15 protein-coding genes are annotated in these 16,072 nt (G+C 44.2%); 8 read left to right on the top strand and 7 right to left on the bottom strand.

Going from position 1 to position 16,072, the window contains the following annotated elements:
- Positions 1–187: 187 nt before the first annotated feature.
- The 5 genes from LEP1GSC047_RS19870 to LEP1GSC047_RS19890 all read right to left on the bottom strand — a co-directional run bounded on the left by LEP1GSC047_RS19870 (position 188) and on the right by LEP1GSC047_RS19890 (position 5,102).
- Positions 188–1,273 (bottom strand): LIC10486 family protein, encoded by a 1,086-nt coding sequence (locus LEP1GSC047_RS19870; protein ID WP_010415613.1) that lies wholly within the window; start codon positions 1,271–1,273, stop codon positions 188–190.
- A gap of 67 nt (positions 1,274–1,340) precedes the next feature.
- Positions 1,341–2,045, bottom strand: a complete 705-nt coding sequence (locus LEP1GSC047_RS19875) for a hypothetical protein (RefSeq protein ID WP_010415610.1) — start codon at positions 2,043–2,045, stop codon at positions 1,341–1,343.
- Between the two features lie 99 nt (positions 2,046–2,144).
- Positions 2,145–3,497 carry a threonine synthase gene (gene thrC, locus LEP1GSC047_RS19880; RefSeq protein WP_010415608.1) on the bottom strand — a complete coding sequence of 451 codons (1,353 nt, stop codon included), beginning with the start codon at positions 3,495–3,497 and terminating at the stop codon, positions 2,145–2,147.
- Positions 3,498–3,500: 3 nt separating this feature from the next.
- A complete protein-coding gene (locus LEP1GSC047_RS19885; RefSeq protein WP_010415606.1) occupies positions 3,501–4,499 on the bottom strand; it encodes an SPFH domain-containing protein in 999 nt (332 codons plus the stop codon).
- Positions 4,500–4,562: 63 nt separating this feature from the next.
- Positions 4,563–5,102 (bottom strand): LIMLP_15305 family protein, encoded by a 540-nt coding sequence (locus LEP1GSC047_RS19890; protein ID WP_010415604.1) that lies wholly within the window; start codon positions 5,100–5,102, stop codon positions 4,563–4,565.
- 260 nt (positions 5,103–5,362) lie between these two features.
- Here LEP1GSC047_RS19890 and lepB point away from each other — a divergent pair, with 260 nt between their 5' ends.
- The 3 genes from lepB to LEP1GSC047_RS19905 all read left to right on the top strand — a co-directional run bounded on the left by lepB (position 5,363) and on the right by LEP1GSC047_RS19905 (position 10,035).
- Positions 5,363–5,959 carry a signal peptidase I gene (gene lepB, locus LEP1GSC047_RS19895; protein ID WP_010415602.1) on the top strand — a complete coding sequence of 199 codons (597 nt, stop codon included), beginning with the start codon at positions 5,363–5,365 and terminating at the stop codon, positions 5,957–5,959.
- 390 nt (positions 5,960–6,349) lie between these two features.
- Positions 6,350–8,155: a penicillin-binding protein gene (locus LEP1GSC047_RS19900; protein WP_010415601.1), complete on the top strand. Its 1,806-nt coding sequence runs from the start codon at positions 6,350–6,352 to the stop codon at positions 8,153–8,155.
- Positions 8,152–10,035, top strand: coding sequence for a motility associated factor glycosyltransferase family protein (locus LEP1GSC047_RS19905; protein WP_010415598.1), 1,884 nt, complete (start codon positions 8,152–8,154; stop codon positions 10,033–10,035). The genes LEP1GSC047_RS19900 and LEP1GSC047_RS19905 overlap by 4 nt, the downstream gene beginning before the upstream one ends.
- Here the strand turns inward: LEP1GSC047_RS19905 and LEP1GSC047_RS21480 are convergent.
- On the bottom strand, positions 10,007–10,198 hold the full coding sequence (locus tag LEP1GSC047_RS21480; RefSeq protein WP_010415596.1) for a YgaP family membrane protein: 192 nt from the start codon (positions 10,196–10,198) through the stop codon (positions 10,007–10,009). The genes LEP1GSC047_RS19905 and LEP1GSC047_RS21480 overlap by 29 nt on opposite strands.
- 257 nt (positions 10,199–10,455) lie before the next feature.
- Here LEP1GSC047_RS21480 and LEP1GSC047_RS19910 point away from each other — a divergent pair, with 257 nt between their 5' ends.
- Positions 10,456–10,833 (top strand): phasin-related domain-containing protein, encoded by a 378-nt coding sequence (locus LEP1GSC047_RS19910; protein ID WP_010415594.1) that lies wholly within the window; start codon positions 10,456–10,458, stop codon positions 10,831–10,833.
- 89 nt (positions 10,834–10,922) lie between these two features.
- On the opposite strand, the gene LEP1GSC047_RS19915 is transcribed toward LEP1GSC047_RS19910, so the two are convergent.
- Positions 10,923–12,146 carry an aminotransferase-like domain-containing protein gene (locus LEP1GSC047_RS19915; protein WP_010415592.1) on the bottom strand — a complete coding sequence of 408 codons (1,224 nt, stop codon included), beginning with the start codon at positions 12,144–12,146 and terminating at the stop codon, positions 10,923–10,925.
- Between the two features lie 60 nt (positions 12,147–12,206).
- On the opposite strand from LEP1GSC047_RS19915, the gene LEP1GSC047_RS19920 reads away from it, so the two are divergent.
- The 4 genes from LEP1GSC047_RS19920 to LEP1GSC047_RS19935 all read left to right on the top strand — a co-directional run bounded on the left by LEP1GSC047_RS19920 (position 12,207) and on the right by LEP1GSC047_RS19935 (position 16,070).
- Positions 12,207–13,631, top strand: a complete 1,425-nt coding sequence (locus LEP1GSC047_RS19920; RefSeq protein ID WP_020989096.1) for an aminotransferase-like domain-containing protein — start codon at positions 12,207–12,209, stop codon at positions 13,629–13,631.
- An 84-nt stretch (positions 13,632–13,715) separates the two neighbouring features.
- Positions 13,716–14,735 (top strand): DUF2804 domain-containing protein, encoded by a 1,020-nt coding sequence (locus LEP1GSC047_RS19925; RefSeq protein ID WP_039935601.1) that lies wholly within the window; start codon positions 13,716–13,718, stop codon positions 14,733–14,735.
- Between the two features lie 63 nt (positions 14,736–14,798).
- On the top strand, positions 14,799–15,545 hold the full coding sequence (locus LEP1GSC047_RS19930; protein WP_010415586.1) for a PPK2 family polyphosphate kinase: 747 nt from the start codon (positions 14,799–14,801) through the stop codon (positions 15,543–15,545).
- A 141-nt stretch (positions 15,546–15,686) separates the two neighbouring features.
- Complete coding sequence (locus LEP1GSC047_RS19935) at positions 15,687–16,070, top strand: phasin-related domain-containing protein (RefSeq protein WP_010415584.1); 384 nt, start codon at positions 15,687–15,689, stop codon at positions 16,068–16,070.
- The last annotated feature ends 2 nt before the right edge of the window (positions 16,071–16,072 follow it).

Genomic DNA, 16,072 nt, shown 5'->3' on the forward strand with positions numbered 1-16,072 from the left:
ATCGAGGGACGTCAAGGTAAAATGTAAATCGAAATCCATCGTTAAGAGTAAAAGAAAAATATAATTAACGAAACTTACTTTCGAATTTTTCAAGAGGTAAACGTCTCAAGAGGGATAGCGCGCGAACGTAAGCGAACGACGAAGCTATCCCGCCATTTCGCGGAGATGGGATTTGGACCGGTGAAATCTATTTTAGAAGAATAAACGCCAAGAGTCCCGCTAAAAGAACAACGCCTACGATAACAAGGTAGTTGAGCACGTTTCCGGAATCGGACGATTTCCCGCTACTCATACCAGGAGGTCTCGGGGTAGCAGTCGTCTTTGGACGTGCCAAGCGAACGGGACTTTCTTCAAATGCCTGCAGTAGCACTCCTGCAGGACCCTTTGCGAAAATATGATATTCGTTTTTGCCCGAAGCGATCGTTATGAAGGAACCGACAACGGGTTTCGGGTTTCCGTTTTGATCTATTGCGCCGAGGGTTTTCGCTAAAGCTTTTTCTTCGGGAGCGTTATTCGGAAGTTGGAATAATATCTTATCGCCTTCTACTATATCATCAAAATCGATTCCGTTTACCGGGGAAAGAATGGTTTTTGCGGCTACCACTCGACCGAATCCTTTTCGAACCGCTTCGATTTGACGCTGGACTGCGGCTTTTTCGGGATCTAGATCTCCCGCAGATAGAGTACCGGCTTCTACTTCCTCGGGCGGTTTGAGAATCGGAGCGAGAATCCCCGCAAAAATGTTTTTTCCCCGATTTCTAATACTGGATACGAATTCGACGTCGGCTTGCACGCGCACCATGCTGATCTTCAAGCCCAGCTTGATTTGATTCTCTAAAAGATTTACAAGCGCTGCGGTGTCGTTCCGATCCCAAAGAGGATAATAATTTTCTAAAATTTGTTTATTTAATTTAGTATGCAGAATTCGACCGATCTGTTCCGACAAACCCGGATCTGCGGCCTCTTCTCTTGCCGCTTCCGCCATGTCATGAGTTATCTGTCCAAAATCTTCGAACGTTCTGATTTTACGAATTAAAGAGGAGTTTGAGAATAAAGAATATAATTCGATGAATTCGTGTTTAAATCTGGATATGAGTCCTACGACGATGCCCGCCCTATTTTCAACGTCGATCCGAAGTTTTAAAAGATATGCATCCTTTAATTTTCCTTGGATTAGTTCGATGGCCTGTTCTTCCGTAAGAACGGATTCAAAAGCCAGGTTCATTAAATTTGCCTGTTCCTGGAGTTTACTAGTTTGCGAGTTTTGTTCCATACTTCCTAAGTCCAAGCAGTACTAAGACTTTTCCCAATCCAATGACACTTCGGGTTTTCTCTTGCTATCATTTTTGATATCGATGTCTTCTCGGCACGTAATTCTCGTTCAAGGGGATCTCGACTCGAGCAACTGTGCGGTTCTCCGACTTGCGACTGTAAATAGTAAACAGATGCCGGTCAAAACCGCTTTGGGCTACTAAAATCTCGACCATAGTGATACCCATTCCGGCGCCTTCGGTCGTGTCTCCGTACTTCATATAGTACTCGAAGAGATTGTCAAATTCTTTAGAGTGCACGAACTTCTCTCTGATCCTTTTTTCTTCTCTTACTGCGAGAGTGAAATTGTTCTGAACGAGAAGAATGATTCTATCTTTGTTAAAACTTAATGTCACTTTAACAAAGAGGCCGTTTTCCTTCATTTTGCGACGATAATACGGAAACTTGCGACTGACTAGGTTTTCTTTGAAGGAGGTCATTCCTTGGTCATAGAGTTCCGGGTCGTCGATATCTAAGCCTAATTCACGGAATAATACCCGCTTAATCGCCGCTTTAGTGGCATTGACGATCAATTCCTTTGCGGAGGTAAAAAGAAGTTCGATCAGATCTTCTCTTCCATACTTGGCTAAAATGCTGTGAATTAGGTGTTTGAGCTTAGCTTCGCCATTATTGCTCAAGACATAGGTGATTATTGAGACGGGCTCTTCTTTCCTTACGGCCGTTTCAATTTCGAACAGGAATTCCTGGGAAAACTCCTCGATTCCTTCATTCATTCGGATTATCGATTATATTTATCGGGCCAAGCTTTCGAGAAAAAAACGATAATCCCCGAGGAAAAAGTAACGCTAAAAAAGGGAGAACTCTGAGAAATTTCAGCCTTTTAGTTGTAGGAATTTACCAATCTCATCCATCACGTTCCCGACTTCCGGTTTGCAAGTCCGAATTCGGTTCTCTAAACTTGGAGTCGTGCCGGGGATTTTTCCTTCGTGGAATTTAAGTTTAAATTCGGTAAATTTTAGGCCATGAGCCGTCGAAATCACCACTACTTTCTCCCCTTTTCGAATGACACCTTTGGAGAGTAATTTGTATAAAGCCGCGATTGCGACTCCGGTATGCGGATCATTATAGAGGCCGTACAAGTCCGTTCTAGCGGCGGCGTCGGAAAGTTCCGCTTCGCCGGCTTGCTCCACGATTCCATTAAACGTTTTTAAGGTTTTAATTGCCTTTTGTACCGAGACCGGATTACCGATTTGGATTGCGGATGCCAACGTTGGCTTTGCTTCCACGGGATTAAATTTCTGAAAGTTCGTCAAATAGGAGAGATAGAGAGGATTTGCATGTTCGGCCTGCGCCAGAACGATTCGAGGCAATTTATTTATCAATTCTAGATTCTTTGCCATCTCGAAGCCGGCACCGAGAGCGGAAACGTTTCCTAAATTCCCGCCGGGAATGATGACCCAATCCGGAACTTCCCACTCCAATTGCTGAACAATTTCCGGAGCGATCGTTTTTTGCCCCTCGATCCGTAAACTATTCATGGAGTTCGCGAGATAAATTCCCGCTTGCTTGGTTACTTCTTTCACGATCTTCATACAACCGTCAAAATCCGTTTCCAATGCGATCACTTTCGCTCCGTTGGAAACCGGTTGGATCAGTTGCGCTTGCGATACTTTTCCCGCGGGTAGGAAGATAATTGCAGGAATGCCGGCCTTGGCCGCATAAGAGGCAAGGGCGGCAGAAGTATCGCCCGAGCTTGCACACGCAACGGCACGAATATTCACTCCGTTACTCAGCATGTGCTTAACCTGACTCAAGAGCGCGGTCATTCCTAGATCCTTGAATGAACCGGTGTGGGAGATCCCACATTGCTTGATCCAAAATCCTCCCAGACCTAGATCCTTGGTCAACCTCTCGGACGAGAATAGATGGGAAAGACCTTCACCGGAGCTGACTATATTCTTATCTTCCACATGCGGAAGCACCCATTCCCGCTTATTCCAAATCCCGGAACTATTAGGAAACTTTACGGAGCGAAATCTGGAGTCGAATAAATCCTTCCAATCCTTTCCGGACTTTTCCTTTAAGGCTTCCAGATCGTGCGAAACCTGTAAAAGACTGCCGCATTTGCGGCATTCATAGACGATATCATTCAAATCATAAGCGGTTCCGCAGGATTCGTTAATGCAACGAAATTCCGCCTTATACCGGGTAAGGGTAGAGCTCATACTTTAGATAGAGTTCAGGATGTCCTTTTTTTTGGAATCAAATTCTTCCTGAGTGATCAACCCTTGATCGAGCATAGTTTTGAGTTTGGCAAGCCTTGCTGTTGCATCGTTTTGCCCGTTGGCGGCGGCATTATTATTCTGATTTTGGCCCATCATATTCGCCATCATGTTCGCCATATTCATTCCCATTCCTAGTCCCATTCCTGCCGACATACCTTCTCCGGCATTACCACCCGGATTGCCTGCCGCAGTCTCTCCGATATCGAGCATTCTCTTTTGCTGATACATTCCGCCGAGTGTTTCGATTTCGAATTTATCGGTAAGAACTTTCTGGATTTTTTGGAAATTCGGATCGTTTTGATCGAAGTTAATGGATTGAACAAGGAAATCTACGACTTCGATTCCATATTTTGCAAAGTCGGGTTGAACCTTCGTTTTCCCCGCAGAAGAAGCCTCATCCAAATGTTGGCTTAATCGGGTAATCGGTTCTCCGCTTTTGAGAACTACTTCGGCTAGAAAATCGCTGAGCCGAGTAATTACCATCGGTTTTAGAAGATTATCGACTTGATCGGTACTATAAGCGCCCTTGGCTCCCACGACCGTTGTCGCGAAAGATTTGGAATCAACCACTTTAATATTATAAGTTCCGAATGCTCTGACGCCCAAAGTGATCATGTATTTCGGATCTTCCACTTGGATGGGTGCAGGCGTGCCCCACTTTAACTGAACTAGGGCCTTATTTACGTAAACGACTTCCGCGGTAAAAGGAGTCTGTCCTCCAAAAGGAAGATTCACTAATTTTTCCAAAATCGGAACGTTGCCGGTTTTAAGCGTATGGGTTCCCGGTCCGAATACGTCTAGGGCCTTGCCTTCTTTAAAGAAGATAACCTCCTGGCTTTCGTTTACGATCAACTGACCGAACGTACTGATATCGTTTCGGGGAAATTTCCAAACAAGTTCGCCCGGATTTCCTTCGTACTTGATTACGTCTATTAATGCCATATTTACTCCTTGGAAAGATATTATTTCTTATTGGATTTCGAGGAAACTAAAAAAACGACGGAATTATTTCTTAAGAAATACATCCCTTCTTTTTTTAAGAGCTTCGTCAAATTGGTCGAGTTCCGATCGAAACTTAGCGACCCAATCCCTGATTGTCTCGGCGGAGTCCGTTGCATTCAGGCCGTTTGAGCTGGCCTTTGCATTCAATTCTTCCGTATGCTGTAAAAGGGAATAATCCCATTCTGCAAGAGCTTCCAACTCGGCTTCGCTGGCTTTGAAACCGCTTCCCAAACCGTTCAGTCCGTAGCCGGCACCCGATATCTCATTCTTCAATCTTTCTATCAATGAAAGTAAGATCTCGGTCGAGCCGATTAGTTCCATTCTTCTATCCCGTACGAAACCTTCTTCGATTCTTCGAAGCGGTTCTTTGAGGGAATCGATTCTTTTAGAAAGTTCGTTTCTTGCCAATCGATCGGCATCATAATATTGATGGTTTTTAAGAATATCGCCATAGAAAGGGAATTTGGAAAGAAAGGCCTTTACCTTTCCTCTCTCCGCTTGATAACGAGCGATATATCCTTGTACTGCGCTATTTTCGGGCATGGTTAAGTTTGACTCTAAAAATAAGACGAGGCAAGAAGATTTCTTTCATAAATATTATTAAACTGTTAAAAGAAATGAGCCAAACGGTCCATCAAATTCGATTTTGTATCTTTTGGTTCTGCTCGCTTGCATAGCGGATATCCGTTAAAACGGAAAATACCAGAATACCAGCATTAAATCAGGATCATTTTCACGTTGTAGGAAAATCGAAGATCCGTCTAATGGATAGAAGCCCATCTTTTAGACTGTCAGGGTAATACATGTTATTTTTAACGAAAGCGGGCATATCGACTAAATTTCCAATGCTCCTCTGGATTAAAAAAGCATTACCCGTGTTTCTCGCCATCGTCTCGGTTCTTTACCTAAGAATTTTTATCATTCAATTTTACTTCATCAATGGAAATTCCATGATGCCGAGTTTCAAAGACGGGGATTTAATTCTCGTAAAGAAATGGGGATTTCCTGCACGGGTCGGTCCTTGGACATGGTCTTTGATCGAGTCCAATGTCGATCGGTTCGACGTTCTTGTTTTAGACGGAGTCGGAACGGAGCTAAGTTTAAAAAGAGTCGTCGGACTCCCGGGAGATTTTTTTCGATTCTCGGAAGGACGAATTCATATCAACGATTCTTCGTTGGAAGAACCATTTGTTAAGCCCGGTTTTAAGACGCAAGCTCCTTCTCTTTCGATCGTTCCAGTGGTGAGCGTTTCCGGAAACATCGGCATCGGCGATTCCGGCCGGATCCCGCCGGGATACTTTTTGGTGCTCGGGGATAATCGCGAGTTCTCCACAGACTCTCGAAATTACGGATTAATTCCTTTTCAAAAATTACGCGGAAAAGTTTTACTCAGTTTCTAGGGGCAGAGGACGGAATGCAGAAGACAGAGGCCAGAAGACAGACACGTTCGCTTTCAGAAGGCAGAGGCCAGAAGACTGAAGACAGTAGCCGCTAGATGTTGGAAAAGTTACAGAAGTAGAGGAAAGAGATCCCCTTATAACACAGGAATCTCTCTCCAGAACATGGAATCTCCGTTTGTCAATGTTCTGTCCTCTGCAGAAGACAGAGGTCAGAAGACTGAAGACAGTAGCTGCTAGATGTTGGAAAAGTTACGGAAGTAGAGGAAAGATCCCCTGTAACACAGGAATCTTTCTTGAAGAACATGGAAATTTGCCGATCGTACTAGTAAAATTAAACTGATCGAGCCTTCGGTTAGAACGATCCGACGAAATTAAATTTGTAACAAAAATATGCATCCGAATCGCAAAAGATTTTCGATCCTCTTCTATTTTCTCTGCGTATTATTCGCGATTCTAACAGTTAGGGTTAGTTATTTAATTTTCTTTAATGATAAGGAAATCGCCTTTAAGAACGGTGAACGAATTTTAAGAGGCGCGATCTATGATCGCCGCGGGATCGAGTTGGCACTTTCGATCGATTCCTCGACGATCGGGATCTATCCGGCGAACATCTATGATCCGAATTTTACCGCGATTCAGCTTTCCCCCTATCTTGATCTTTCACCGGAAAGAATCGAGGGATTGATTCGGGAAAAAAGCAGATATTTTCTTTTGAAACGCGAGATCGACGATGCCACCGCGACTAGAATTATGGAGATGGCACTTCCGGGGGTTAGGAGAGAAAGGGAATTTAAGCGAGTTTATCCGCATGGAAGCCTGGCGGCAAGCCTCGTCGGGTTTACGGGGATGGACGATGATAAGGCATTGTCGGGTCTGGAATATTATTATAACCGAGAGCTAATGACTCCGACCGACTCGGATCCGAATCGGGGTGCAAACGTTCATTTGACTTTGGACGGGCTCATTCAGTTTAAGTTGGAAAAAGCTCTGGGAAAACGATTCGAAGAAACCGGGGCCAAGAGAGCTGTCGGGCTTTTGATGGAGATCCATACGGGCAAAATTCTAGCCATGGCGAGTTTTCCTTCATTTGACCCTAATCGTTATGCGACATTCGAGGAAATCTCTCACACGAATTGGGCGATTCGGCATGTTTACGAACCCGGATCCACGATGAAAATATTTTTGGCAAGCATATTGCTTAATGAAAATTTAATTCGTCCTAACGAAAAATTCGATTGTCCGGGATATGTGGAATACGGGAAAACCCGGATCAAATGCACCCAGGTTCACGGGAAGGTGAATTTGGAGGAGATACTACAATACTCTTGCAATGCGGGGATTATCAAGGCATCGTCTCGGATTCCAAACGAAGTACTTTATGAATATATGAAGCGATTCCGGTTCGGAGATAAGACCGGCCTTCTACCTAACGAATCGGTAGGTTACATTCCGACGCTTAACAAGTGGACACCGACGACTCCTATGTTCATGGCGATCGGTCAAGGAATGTCCGTGACTCCCGTGCAGCTTGTCGCTTCCGCCGCGTCCGTCGTAAACGGAGGCCGTTTTTTAACTCCTAGAGTCGTTTCCCATATTACGGATTCTTACGGCGAAGTTTTGCATGAATTCAAGGCGGAAGAGGCACCCGTGGGGATTCGCGAGTATTCCACCGAAAGGTTATTGAAAGCCATGACAAAAGTCGTTAGAGACGGAACCGGAAAAAATGCTTATATACAGGAATATTCGATCGCGGGAAAAACCGGGACGGGACAGAAATCGGTTTCCGGAAGGGGCTATCAAGACGGTCTCTGGTCCGCATCATTTTTAGGTTTCTTTCCTGCGGAAAAACCTAAAATCGTCGGTTTGATTCTTTTCGATGAACCCAGGGGTTCTAGCCACACGGGAGGAGGACTTGCCGCACCGGTATTCAAGGAAGTCGTAGAAAATATAATTCCGATTATCGAGCAAGGCGAGCGAACGGTCGATGTCAGGTTACCGAAATTGGATCGGAAAAATCAATTTGTAAAGTTTGATCATGTTCCCGATTTAACCGGAAAAAGTAAGAGAGAAGTGGTGGAATTACTTTCTTCCTTGGGAGTTCCGTTTAAACTACACGGAAGCGGATTTTGTTACGAACAGGATCCTTCTTCCGGAACTTCCTTAAACGGAAAAAGGATCGATGTATTCTTTCAATGAAAGAGCTTCGCTCGGATCTTCTTAATAAAAATTTAAAGTCTTTGGGAAAAATTTCTCCCGAAATGGCCCGGGAAATCCGCTCCTCCAATATCGAGGCCGAACTTGTGCAAACTCCGTCCGGAGAACCTAGCCTGAAAATCGGCACCACTTTGTTGCATAGTTCGAGAGAACCGGTTATGGAAGTTATGCGCCAACTGGATCCTCTTAAAAAGGGGGACGAGGATCGAGTTTTTCTTTTTTTCGGCTCCGGCCTCGGTTATTCGATCCGGTACGCTTTGGGATTCGATAAGGTTGTTTGTGTTTGGATGGAGCCGTTTCCTGGTATGATCAAATTAGCGTTCTCTCTCCATGATTATTCAAGCGAGCTGGAAAACGACAAACTTCGAATCATACTATCTCCCTTTGACGAGACTTCCCTATATACCGGTTTGAAAGGTGTTTCGGGATTGCCGGTTAGTTTTATTCCCCATAGAGGAAGTCTACAATGGAATGCCGCGGCTTACCAGGAACCTCGCTTTTTAGCGGAAACTTATTTTCATAAGAAGGACGTAAACACTGCGACCCTGACCAGATTCGAAAAAGTGTGGACCGGAAATTTTTTACGGAATCTTCCCGAACTTTTGCATTTACATCCGATTCGATCCTTATTCGAGCTTTGCGGATCCAAAATTGATATAATAGTTTGCGGAGCCGGACCTTCTCTTTCTCATTCTTTACCCGACTTAAAACGTTTCCGAGAGAGATTCATTTTGATCGCGGTTGATACTGCATTATTGATTTTACAAAAGGCGGGTATCGATCCCGATTTGGTTTTTAGCGTCGATCCGCAATCCATCAATTCTAAATATCTGGAAGGGTACGTCGGTGACTGCGCATTCGTTTTCGATCCGACAACTTCTTATCATTCTTTACGTTTACCTTCGGTAGTAAAGGGAGGATTCTTCACCTCTTCTCCTTTTCCGTGGATCAAATTAATCGAATCGAATTTAGACGGAGGAATCGGCGGTTTGGATTTTGGCGGATCCGTCTCGACGAACGCGACGAGCCTTGCGGAGAAAATGGGCGCTAGATCGATCCTTTTATTAGGACAAGACCTTTCCTTTCCCGGTACGATTGCCCATTGCAAGGGGGCCGTTTTAGAGGAAAGATTGAATTTCTTGGAAAGACGAAAGTTCAGAAGGGAATTCCATAATCATAAACAAATGACCGCGTTACCCGTAAAATGGGTGGAATCCGAAACTGGAGAAAATCTGAGAACAAACGAGAAACTTCTCATATTTAAAAAATGGTTCGAAGAAAGAAAGAAGGAGGTCCCATGGAGAAATTTAAGCAGAGAGGGCGCTCGACTCGAAAGCATTCCTTTTATAGGATTTTCGGATTGGTTCGGTCAAAATTCCGTGGATCTGAAGTTTGTTCAGGAAGTTCGAAATTCAATCAAAAGAATCAGAAATTCTAAACCGTTGCTGAGATCGATCGACCTATTAGAGGATCTGAAAAAAATCTCCGTCGAGCTAGATGAATTCCTGAAAGAAGTTCGGAAAGGCGAGGACCTATCTCGAAAAATTTATACTCTGATTGAAGAGGGCGGACGGGAAAGGGATTCGATCCGATCTTCTCTGCGGGAGATTGCTCGAGTCGACGAATTAGTTGCATCGAAGAAAGGGCTCACGGAATTTCTAGGAACAAGTCTTCAGAGAGTGATTCTTTCGATCACCGAGGGTTATGAAACGGACTTGACTCTGGAGGAAAAGAAAAACGAACAATTAGCGATCGCAAAGAAAAGCGTTCTTCTATACGAAGGTCTTCGTTCGGCCACTCAATTAAATATTCGTTTATTAAAAAAATCGATTTTTAGGATTCAGACGACTCGCAAGTACTGAACCCAAAAAGCGCATACGCGGGACACCAACCCACCACTCCGGTAGTCAAAGGAATGATTCCGAAAGCGCCCAACCAGCTCTGGGAATACAAGCCCCAGCCGATAACCAATACTCCTACGAAAGATCTAAGAAAACGATCTAGCTTATTTTCATTTGTATCCATAAACGACTCCATTTTATTCCGATCATCATACCACGAGCTTTCGCTTTAAAATATTTGATAATTCTCAGAATAGAAAAAGACGTCTATCTGCGATTCTTGGATGAAAAGGACCGGAAAAGCTGCCATAACGACGTCGCTTAACGAAGATTGGAAGAGTATTGCGTCCAAAATTTTTTCTTTTTTCTGTTGACTCGGATTGTGCGGCGCATTAAACCTGGATTGTGCGTTGCACAACAGTGTGACCAGGAGAGAGTAAAATGGAAAAACAAATTCTAGATGTTCTTAACGCAGGACTCGGTATTGTAAAGACCGGGCAAGAAGGACTGGAAAAAGCTAAAGCAGAATTCACCAAGAGTTTCCAAGAATTGGCGGCAAAAGGTGCAGCAGATAATTCAGAGTCTTCCGTTCGCGTCCGCGAGTTCGTCGATAAACTCCTTAACGAAGCTAAGGAACTTACGACAGCAGCCGGAAAAGGCTACGAAGATACCCGTGTTAAGGTCCTCGAGAAATACAACCAACTTGTAGAAGAGGCCAAAAAACTCGTTCCTCAAGAACAAGTCGACGCTATTAAAGCAAAACTTAGCGAAGTTACGGAAACCGTAAAAAACGGTATTCCAAGTAAAAAAACCGCATAAGATATATAGCCGTTTGAACCTCCCCGATTCGGCGGGAATTTCTTCCCGCCGAGAATTTTTTTCACTCTTTTTCTCTCGTTAACCCTTTTTTATTTTCGGATGGAATGTAAACGTTTCCAGGCTTTGAATAATCGATTCGCTCCGATTTCCATTTCCTCGGTATTGGCTCGGGAAAAATTCCATCTTAGTTGCTTACCGGAAGACTCATCGGTAAAAAAAGTATCTCCGGGAACGATGGCAACGCCTTCTTCGAGGGCCGTTTTGAAGAGTAGATTCGTATCCGTCTTATCCAGAAATTCCACCCACAAAAATAACCCTCCTAGAGGTCGCTTCAATCGTATCGCGCCGCCGAAAGTTTTCAGAAACATCTCCGTGGCCATTTTCGCTTTTCGTGAATAGTTCTCTTTTAGGCCGATCAGATGATTTCGGAAATTACCGGATATTAAGAATTGATAAACTATTTCCTGATTAATCAAGGGAGAATGTAGATCCATTGCCTGCTTTTGTACGATCAATTCTCGCATCAGCTCTTTAGGAGCCCTTATCCATCCCACTCGCAGGCCCGGAGCAAGTATTTTGGAGAATGTACCTATCGAGAAAGTGTTCTCGGGACAAAGCATATGCAAGGAAATCGGGATTTCGTTTTCGTAATTCAATTCGCGATAAGCGACGTCTTCAAGGACAGGGATCCCGGCCTCTTCGCAAATTCGAGCGATCGCTTTACGATTTTGTAAAGAATAAGAGAAGCCGGTCGGGTTCTGAAAATCCGGAATGCAATAAAAGAACTTGGGCGGATTATGATTGCGGGAAATCTGCGCCTTTAATTCCGACGGATCAGGTCCTTCTGATTTATAATCGAGGCCGATGAAGCGAGGGCCGTAGGAGGAAAAGGTTTGTATCGCACCTAGATAACTAGGTCTTTCGATCAGAATAGAATCGCCCTCATCTAGAAAAAATCTTCCCAATAAATCTAGGGCTTGCTGGGAACCGTTAGTCAGCAATATTTCCTCGGGGCTAGATTGCGGGTAATAAGATTCCGCGATCCAAGCTCTAAGTTTAGGATGTCCTTGCGTTTCCGAGTATTGAAAAAGTTTAGCGCCGCTTTCTCGGATCGCAAGGGCGGCACCGTCCGAAAAATCTTCGATGGGAAAGAGAGAATCATCCGGTAGTCCTCCTGCGAAAGAAAGTATATCGGAATCGTTAATCACTTTTAGAATATCCCTTATCACGGATTCGGGAGTTCTCGCTACTCGACTCGAAGATCGAATGGAGCCTTCGGAGTTTATAAGAGATTTCGTAAATGACTTGCCCATAGGATCGAATCATTTTATATACTAAATACAGAAAACCATACAGATACAGAATATTATTTTATGACCGATACAGATAAATCAGGAACAAAGTACACGAAAATCGCAATGTCTTTGATCCATAGAATCGAAGCGGGAGAATTTTTACCCGGAACTAAGTTGCCTTCCTTGAGGAGAATTTGCCGATCCGAGAGATGCAATTTGTCTACGGCTGTCGAGGCCTTCGGAATTCTTCAGGAACGAGGATATATTAGAGGAAGAGAAAGGTCGGGATATTTCATTCTTCCTAAGGCGGAACCCGCTTCCGTTTATAAAGTGGATAAGCCAGTCAGAATCTCGAGTCCTACGGTTCCGGAAGAGGTCAGCTCCCTTCTCGCGGAATTAGCGGATCCGAGATTCGTATCTCTCGGCGCGGCTGTACCGGATTCTCAATTTCTTCCCTTTGCTTCCTTGGAACGTTCTTATCGTAAAACGATGCGAAATTCCTTTCTTCATAATTATTCCGACGTTCAGGGAGATTTGGAACTAAGAAGAAAAATCGCAACCAGATCTTCCACAAAAGAACGGCGTATCTCTCCGGAGGAAGTGTTTATTACGATCGGTTGTTCCGAAGCGGCGTTTATCGCACTTTCTTTGTTAACAAAGCCTGGAGATCAGGTGGTTGTGGAATCTCCTTTGCACTTCGTACTATATCAAATTTTGAGCATATTAAAACTGAAGGCCATCGAAATTCCAACCGACCCAATCCACGGTATGGACTTGGATTCTTACGAATCCGTACTGAAAACGTCCCAGCCTAAGATACTTGTTACCGTACCCACTTTTTCAAATCCTACCGGGAGCCTTTTGCCTCTGAATTCCAAAAAGGAAGTTCTCCGGCTTTCCGCTAAATACGGGATTAAAATTTTAGAGGATGATATTTACGGCGAGCTTTTGCATTCTCCGGGACCGCGACCTCCGTCGCTTTTATCGTTGGACGAAGACGGGTTCGTCATGCAAGTTTCTTCCCTATCCAAGACCGTCAGTCCGGGTTTAAGGACGGGATGGCTGATCGCCGATCGAGAAATAATAGGAAGAGCGGTTCAAAGAAGAATGGTCGAGTCGATCGCATTGCCTAGTCTTCCCCAACTCGCGGCGGCGGATTTCTTGGGTTCTCTCGGTTACGAAAGACATCTTAGAAATTTTAGGCGCAGTATCGGAAATTCCATTTTTTCTTATGCGGACGCTTTTTTGGAATACTTTCCAAAAGGTACTCGTTTGACGATTCCAAAAGGAGGCTTTTTACTTTGGATCGAACTTCCGAACGGAAAGGATTCTAGAGAGCTGCGTCTTCGCGCAGCCAAAAAACGGATCAGTCTCGTTCCCGGAAATTTATTTTCTCTATCGGGAAAATACGTAAGTAATTTCAGAATCAATGCGGGTATTTCCTTCGGTCCCAAAGTAGTGTCCGCAATCCGAACTTTGGGAAGAATCGCAGGAGAGATTTAGCGCCAGGGTCGAATCGGTTTTTTCTAGGACCCTTAAAAAGAATTGAGGGCATTCCCCTTCATAAAATATTGTCTGGGCGAAAGCATGAATCTCGAAACTGAAATTCACCGACAATCGGTCCTGTGCAGCTCAGGTGGAAAACTCAACTTGAACGCAGTCGGATGGTCAAAGATCCCCTTGCATCGATGCAATGTCGTCGGGCACTGGTTACGAAAGAAAAAATGGAATTACTGGTGTTTTTACGATAAAGATTTTCTGGCGTCCTTTACCGTTTCGGATCTGGATTATGCCGGCGTGGTTTTCTGTTATTGGTTAGATCGGAAAACGGGTGAGTTCGAGGAAAGTACGATCTTGACTCCGTTCGGCCAAGGTTGTTCTCTCGGGCAGACCGTCGCGAACACCGCTTTGTACGAAGGTAAGCCCGGTACGGTTTCCTTCAAAGTGGATGAATACGGAAGTTATCGCATTTTCGTGGATTTTAGTAGGTCCAATCGCAAACGGATTCGAGCAGACTTGCGCGTAGACGTTCCTCAGGGTTGGGAAACCTTGAACGTGGTCGTTCCTTGGAGTCGAAATCGTTTCCAATTTACTCATAAACTTTTCGGTTTAAGCGTGGAAGGTGATGTGGAAATCGGTGGAAGGTCCCACGTATTCAAGAGCGAAGATTCGTTTGCAGTTCTAGATTTTGGAAGAGGGGTATGGCCTTACTCGACGAAATGGAATTGGGCATCGATGTCCTATCGACCTTCTCCAAAGGAGGTCTACGGTATTAATCTAGGCGGGGGATGGACGGACGGAACGGGCACGACGGAAAACGCCCTTTTAATTAACGGAAGAATCTACAAATTACCTTCGGACGTGAATTTCGAATTCGATCGAAAAGATCCCGACAAACCCTGGATCATCTATACGAAAGATAGTAAGGCGGTAGAATTAACCCTTACTCCCACATTTCATCGCAAAGCAACTTCGAACGTAGGAATCATTTCGTCAGCCGTTCATCAAATGATCGGAAATTTTGACGGAGTCCTTCGAGTAGGAAAAAACGAATTCAGAATCAAGGGTGGGCAAGGATGGGCGGAAGATCATATTGCCCGCTGGTAAAATACCCTTATCGGATCATAACTTAGATTTGACACCGATCCACAAATACATACGTTACTTTGAATGATCGATCTAAAGCAGATTTCCCCAGAACCGCCTAACGACGTAAAAAAGGAAAAAGCAGAAGAGGATCGAATCGGGCATCTAAATAGAATCGGAGAATTGCAAACTAGGCTCTTCGCTTCCAAAGAGAAGGCGATTCTTATCGTTCTTCAGGGGATGGACACGTCGGGCAAAGACGGGACTGTCAAAAAGTTATTTACGGTTTTAAATCCTCTAGGTTGTACCTGTGTCGGTTGGAAAATTCCGAATCAGGAGGAACAGGGCCACGATTTTTTATGGAGGATTCATAAATCGACGCCCGCCAAAGGCATGATTCAGGTTTTCAATCGGTCGCATTATGAAGACGTTATAGTTCCTCTCGTAAAAAAAGATATTAACGCGAGTCGAATTCAGAAGCGGCTAAAATATATCGCGGAATTCGAAAGACTCTTAACGGAGGAGAATAATACGCTCATCCTCAAATTCTTCCTTCATATATCCAAGCAAGAACAATCGTTTCGAATCGAAAAACGTCTAGAGGATCCTCAAAAAAAATGGAAATTCGATCCGAGCGATTTGGTGGCCCATTCCTTGTACGACGAGCATTTGAAGGCCTACGCGGAAGTGCTGAGTTTTTGCGAAGATTCCTATCCGTGGAAAATTATTCCCGCAGACAAGAAATGGTATCGTGATTATTTAATTGCCAAGTTAATCCGTGAGGAAATGGACAAAATGGACCTCCATTACCCGGAAACTGAATCCACTTGAATCGATCCTAAATACCTCCATCTAACGAAAAAAATCGAAACCCGAAGGAAAATTTCAATTTCCCGATTGACCGAATTTGTGCGGCGCATTACAAGTGGTTTGTGCAATGCACTAAATAGTTCCCCTAAGGAGAAAAAGATCATGGAAAAACAATTGTTGGATATTCTCAACGCCGGAATCGGACTGCTAAAATCAGGACAAGAAGGTGTCGAAAAGGCGAAAGTAGAGTTAGAAAAGACCTATGGCGAATTAGTCGCAAAAGGCGCCGCTGATAACTCTGAAGCTTCCGTAAAAATTCGCGAATCCGTCGACAAACTATTGAACGAGATTAAGGAAGTTTCCACCGTCGCAGGTAAGAACTACGATGAAACTCGTGCAAAGATCGTTGAGAAATATAACCAAATCTCGGAAGAAATTAAAAAACGCGTTCCCGAAGGTCAATTGGAAGCGGTTAAAGCAAAACTTGCCGAAGTTGCCGATACGATTAAAAGTACCGCAAAAACGAAAGGAACTCCCGCAGTTTAATT

Origin of the sequence: Leptospira inadai serovar Lyme str. 10 (genome assembly GCF_000243675.2) — a bacterium.
Classification (GTDB): domain Bacteria; phylum Spirochaetota; class Leptospiria; order Leptospirales; family Leptospiraceae; genus Leptospira_B; species Leptospira_B inadai.

Excerpts from the sequence above, each read along its gene's own strand:
- LEP1GSC047_RS19870 (WP_010415613.1), bottom strand. The coding sequence starts at position 1,273 with ATGGAACAAAACTCGCAAACTAGTAAACTCCAGGAACAGGCAAATTTA.
- LEP1GSC047_RS19875 (WP_010415610.1), bottom strand. The coding sequence starts at position 2,045 with ATGAATGAAGGAATCGAGGAGTTTTCCCAGGAATTCCTGTTCGAAATT.
- thrC (WP_010415608.1), bottom strand. The coding sequence starts at position 3,497 with ATGAGCTCTACCCTTACCCGGTATAAGGCGGAATTTCGTTGCATTAAC.
- LEP1GSC047_RS19885 (WP_010415606.1), bottom strand. The coding sequence starts at position 4,499 with ATGGCATTAATAGACGTAATCAAGTACGAAGGAAATCCGGGCGAACTT.
- LEP1GSC047_RS19890 (WP_010415604.1), bottom strand. The coding sequence starts at position 5,102 with ATGCCCGAAAATAGCGCAGTACAAGGATATATCGCTCGTTATCAAGCG.
- lepB (WP_010415602.1), top strand. The coding sequence starts at position 5,363 with ATGTTATTTTTAACGAAAGCGGGCATATCGACTAAATTTCCAATGCTC.
- LEP1GSC047_RS19900 (WP_010415601.1), top strand. The coding sequence starts at position 6,350 with ATGCATCCGAATCGCAAAAGATTTTCGATCCTCTTCTATTTTCTCTGC.
- LEP1GSC047_RS19905 (WP_010415598.1), top strand. The coding sequence starts at position 8,152 with ATGAAAGAGCTTCGCTCGGATCTTCTTAATAAAAATTTAAAGTCTTTG.
- LEP1GSC047_RS21480 (WP_010415596.1), bottom strand. The coding sequence starts at position 10,198 with ATGGATACAAATGAAAATAAGCTAGATCGTTTTCTTAGATCTTTCGTA.
- LEP1GSC047_RS19910 (WP_010415594.1), top strand. The coding sequence starts at position 10,456 with ATGGAAAAACAAATTCTAGATGTTCTTAACGCAGGACTCGGTATTGTA.
- LEP1GSC047_RS19915 (WP_010415592.1), bottom strand. The coding sequence starts at position 12,146 with ATGGGCAAGTCATTTACGAAATCTCTTATAAACTCCGAAGGCTCCATT.
- LEP1GSC047_RS19920 (WP_020989096.1), top strand. The coding sequence starts at position 12,207 with ATGACCGATACAGATAAATCAGGAACAAAGTACACGAAAATCGCAATG.
- LEP1GSC047_RS19925 (WP_039935601.1), top strand. The coding sequence starts at position 13,716 with ATGAATCTCGAAACTGAAATTCACCGACAATCGGTCCTGTGCAGCTCA.
- LEP1GSC047_RS19930 (WP_010415586.1), top strand. The coding sequence starts at position 14,799 with ATGATCGATCTAAAGCAGATTTCCCCAGAACCGCCTAACGACGTAAAA.
- LEP1GSC047_RS19935 (WP_010415584.1), top strand. The coding sequence starts at position 15,687 with ATGGAAAAACAATTGTTGGATATTCTCAACGCCGGAATCGGACTGCTA.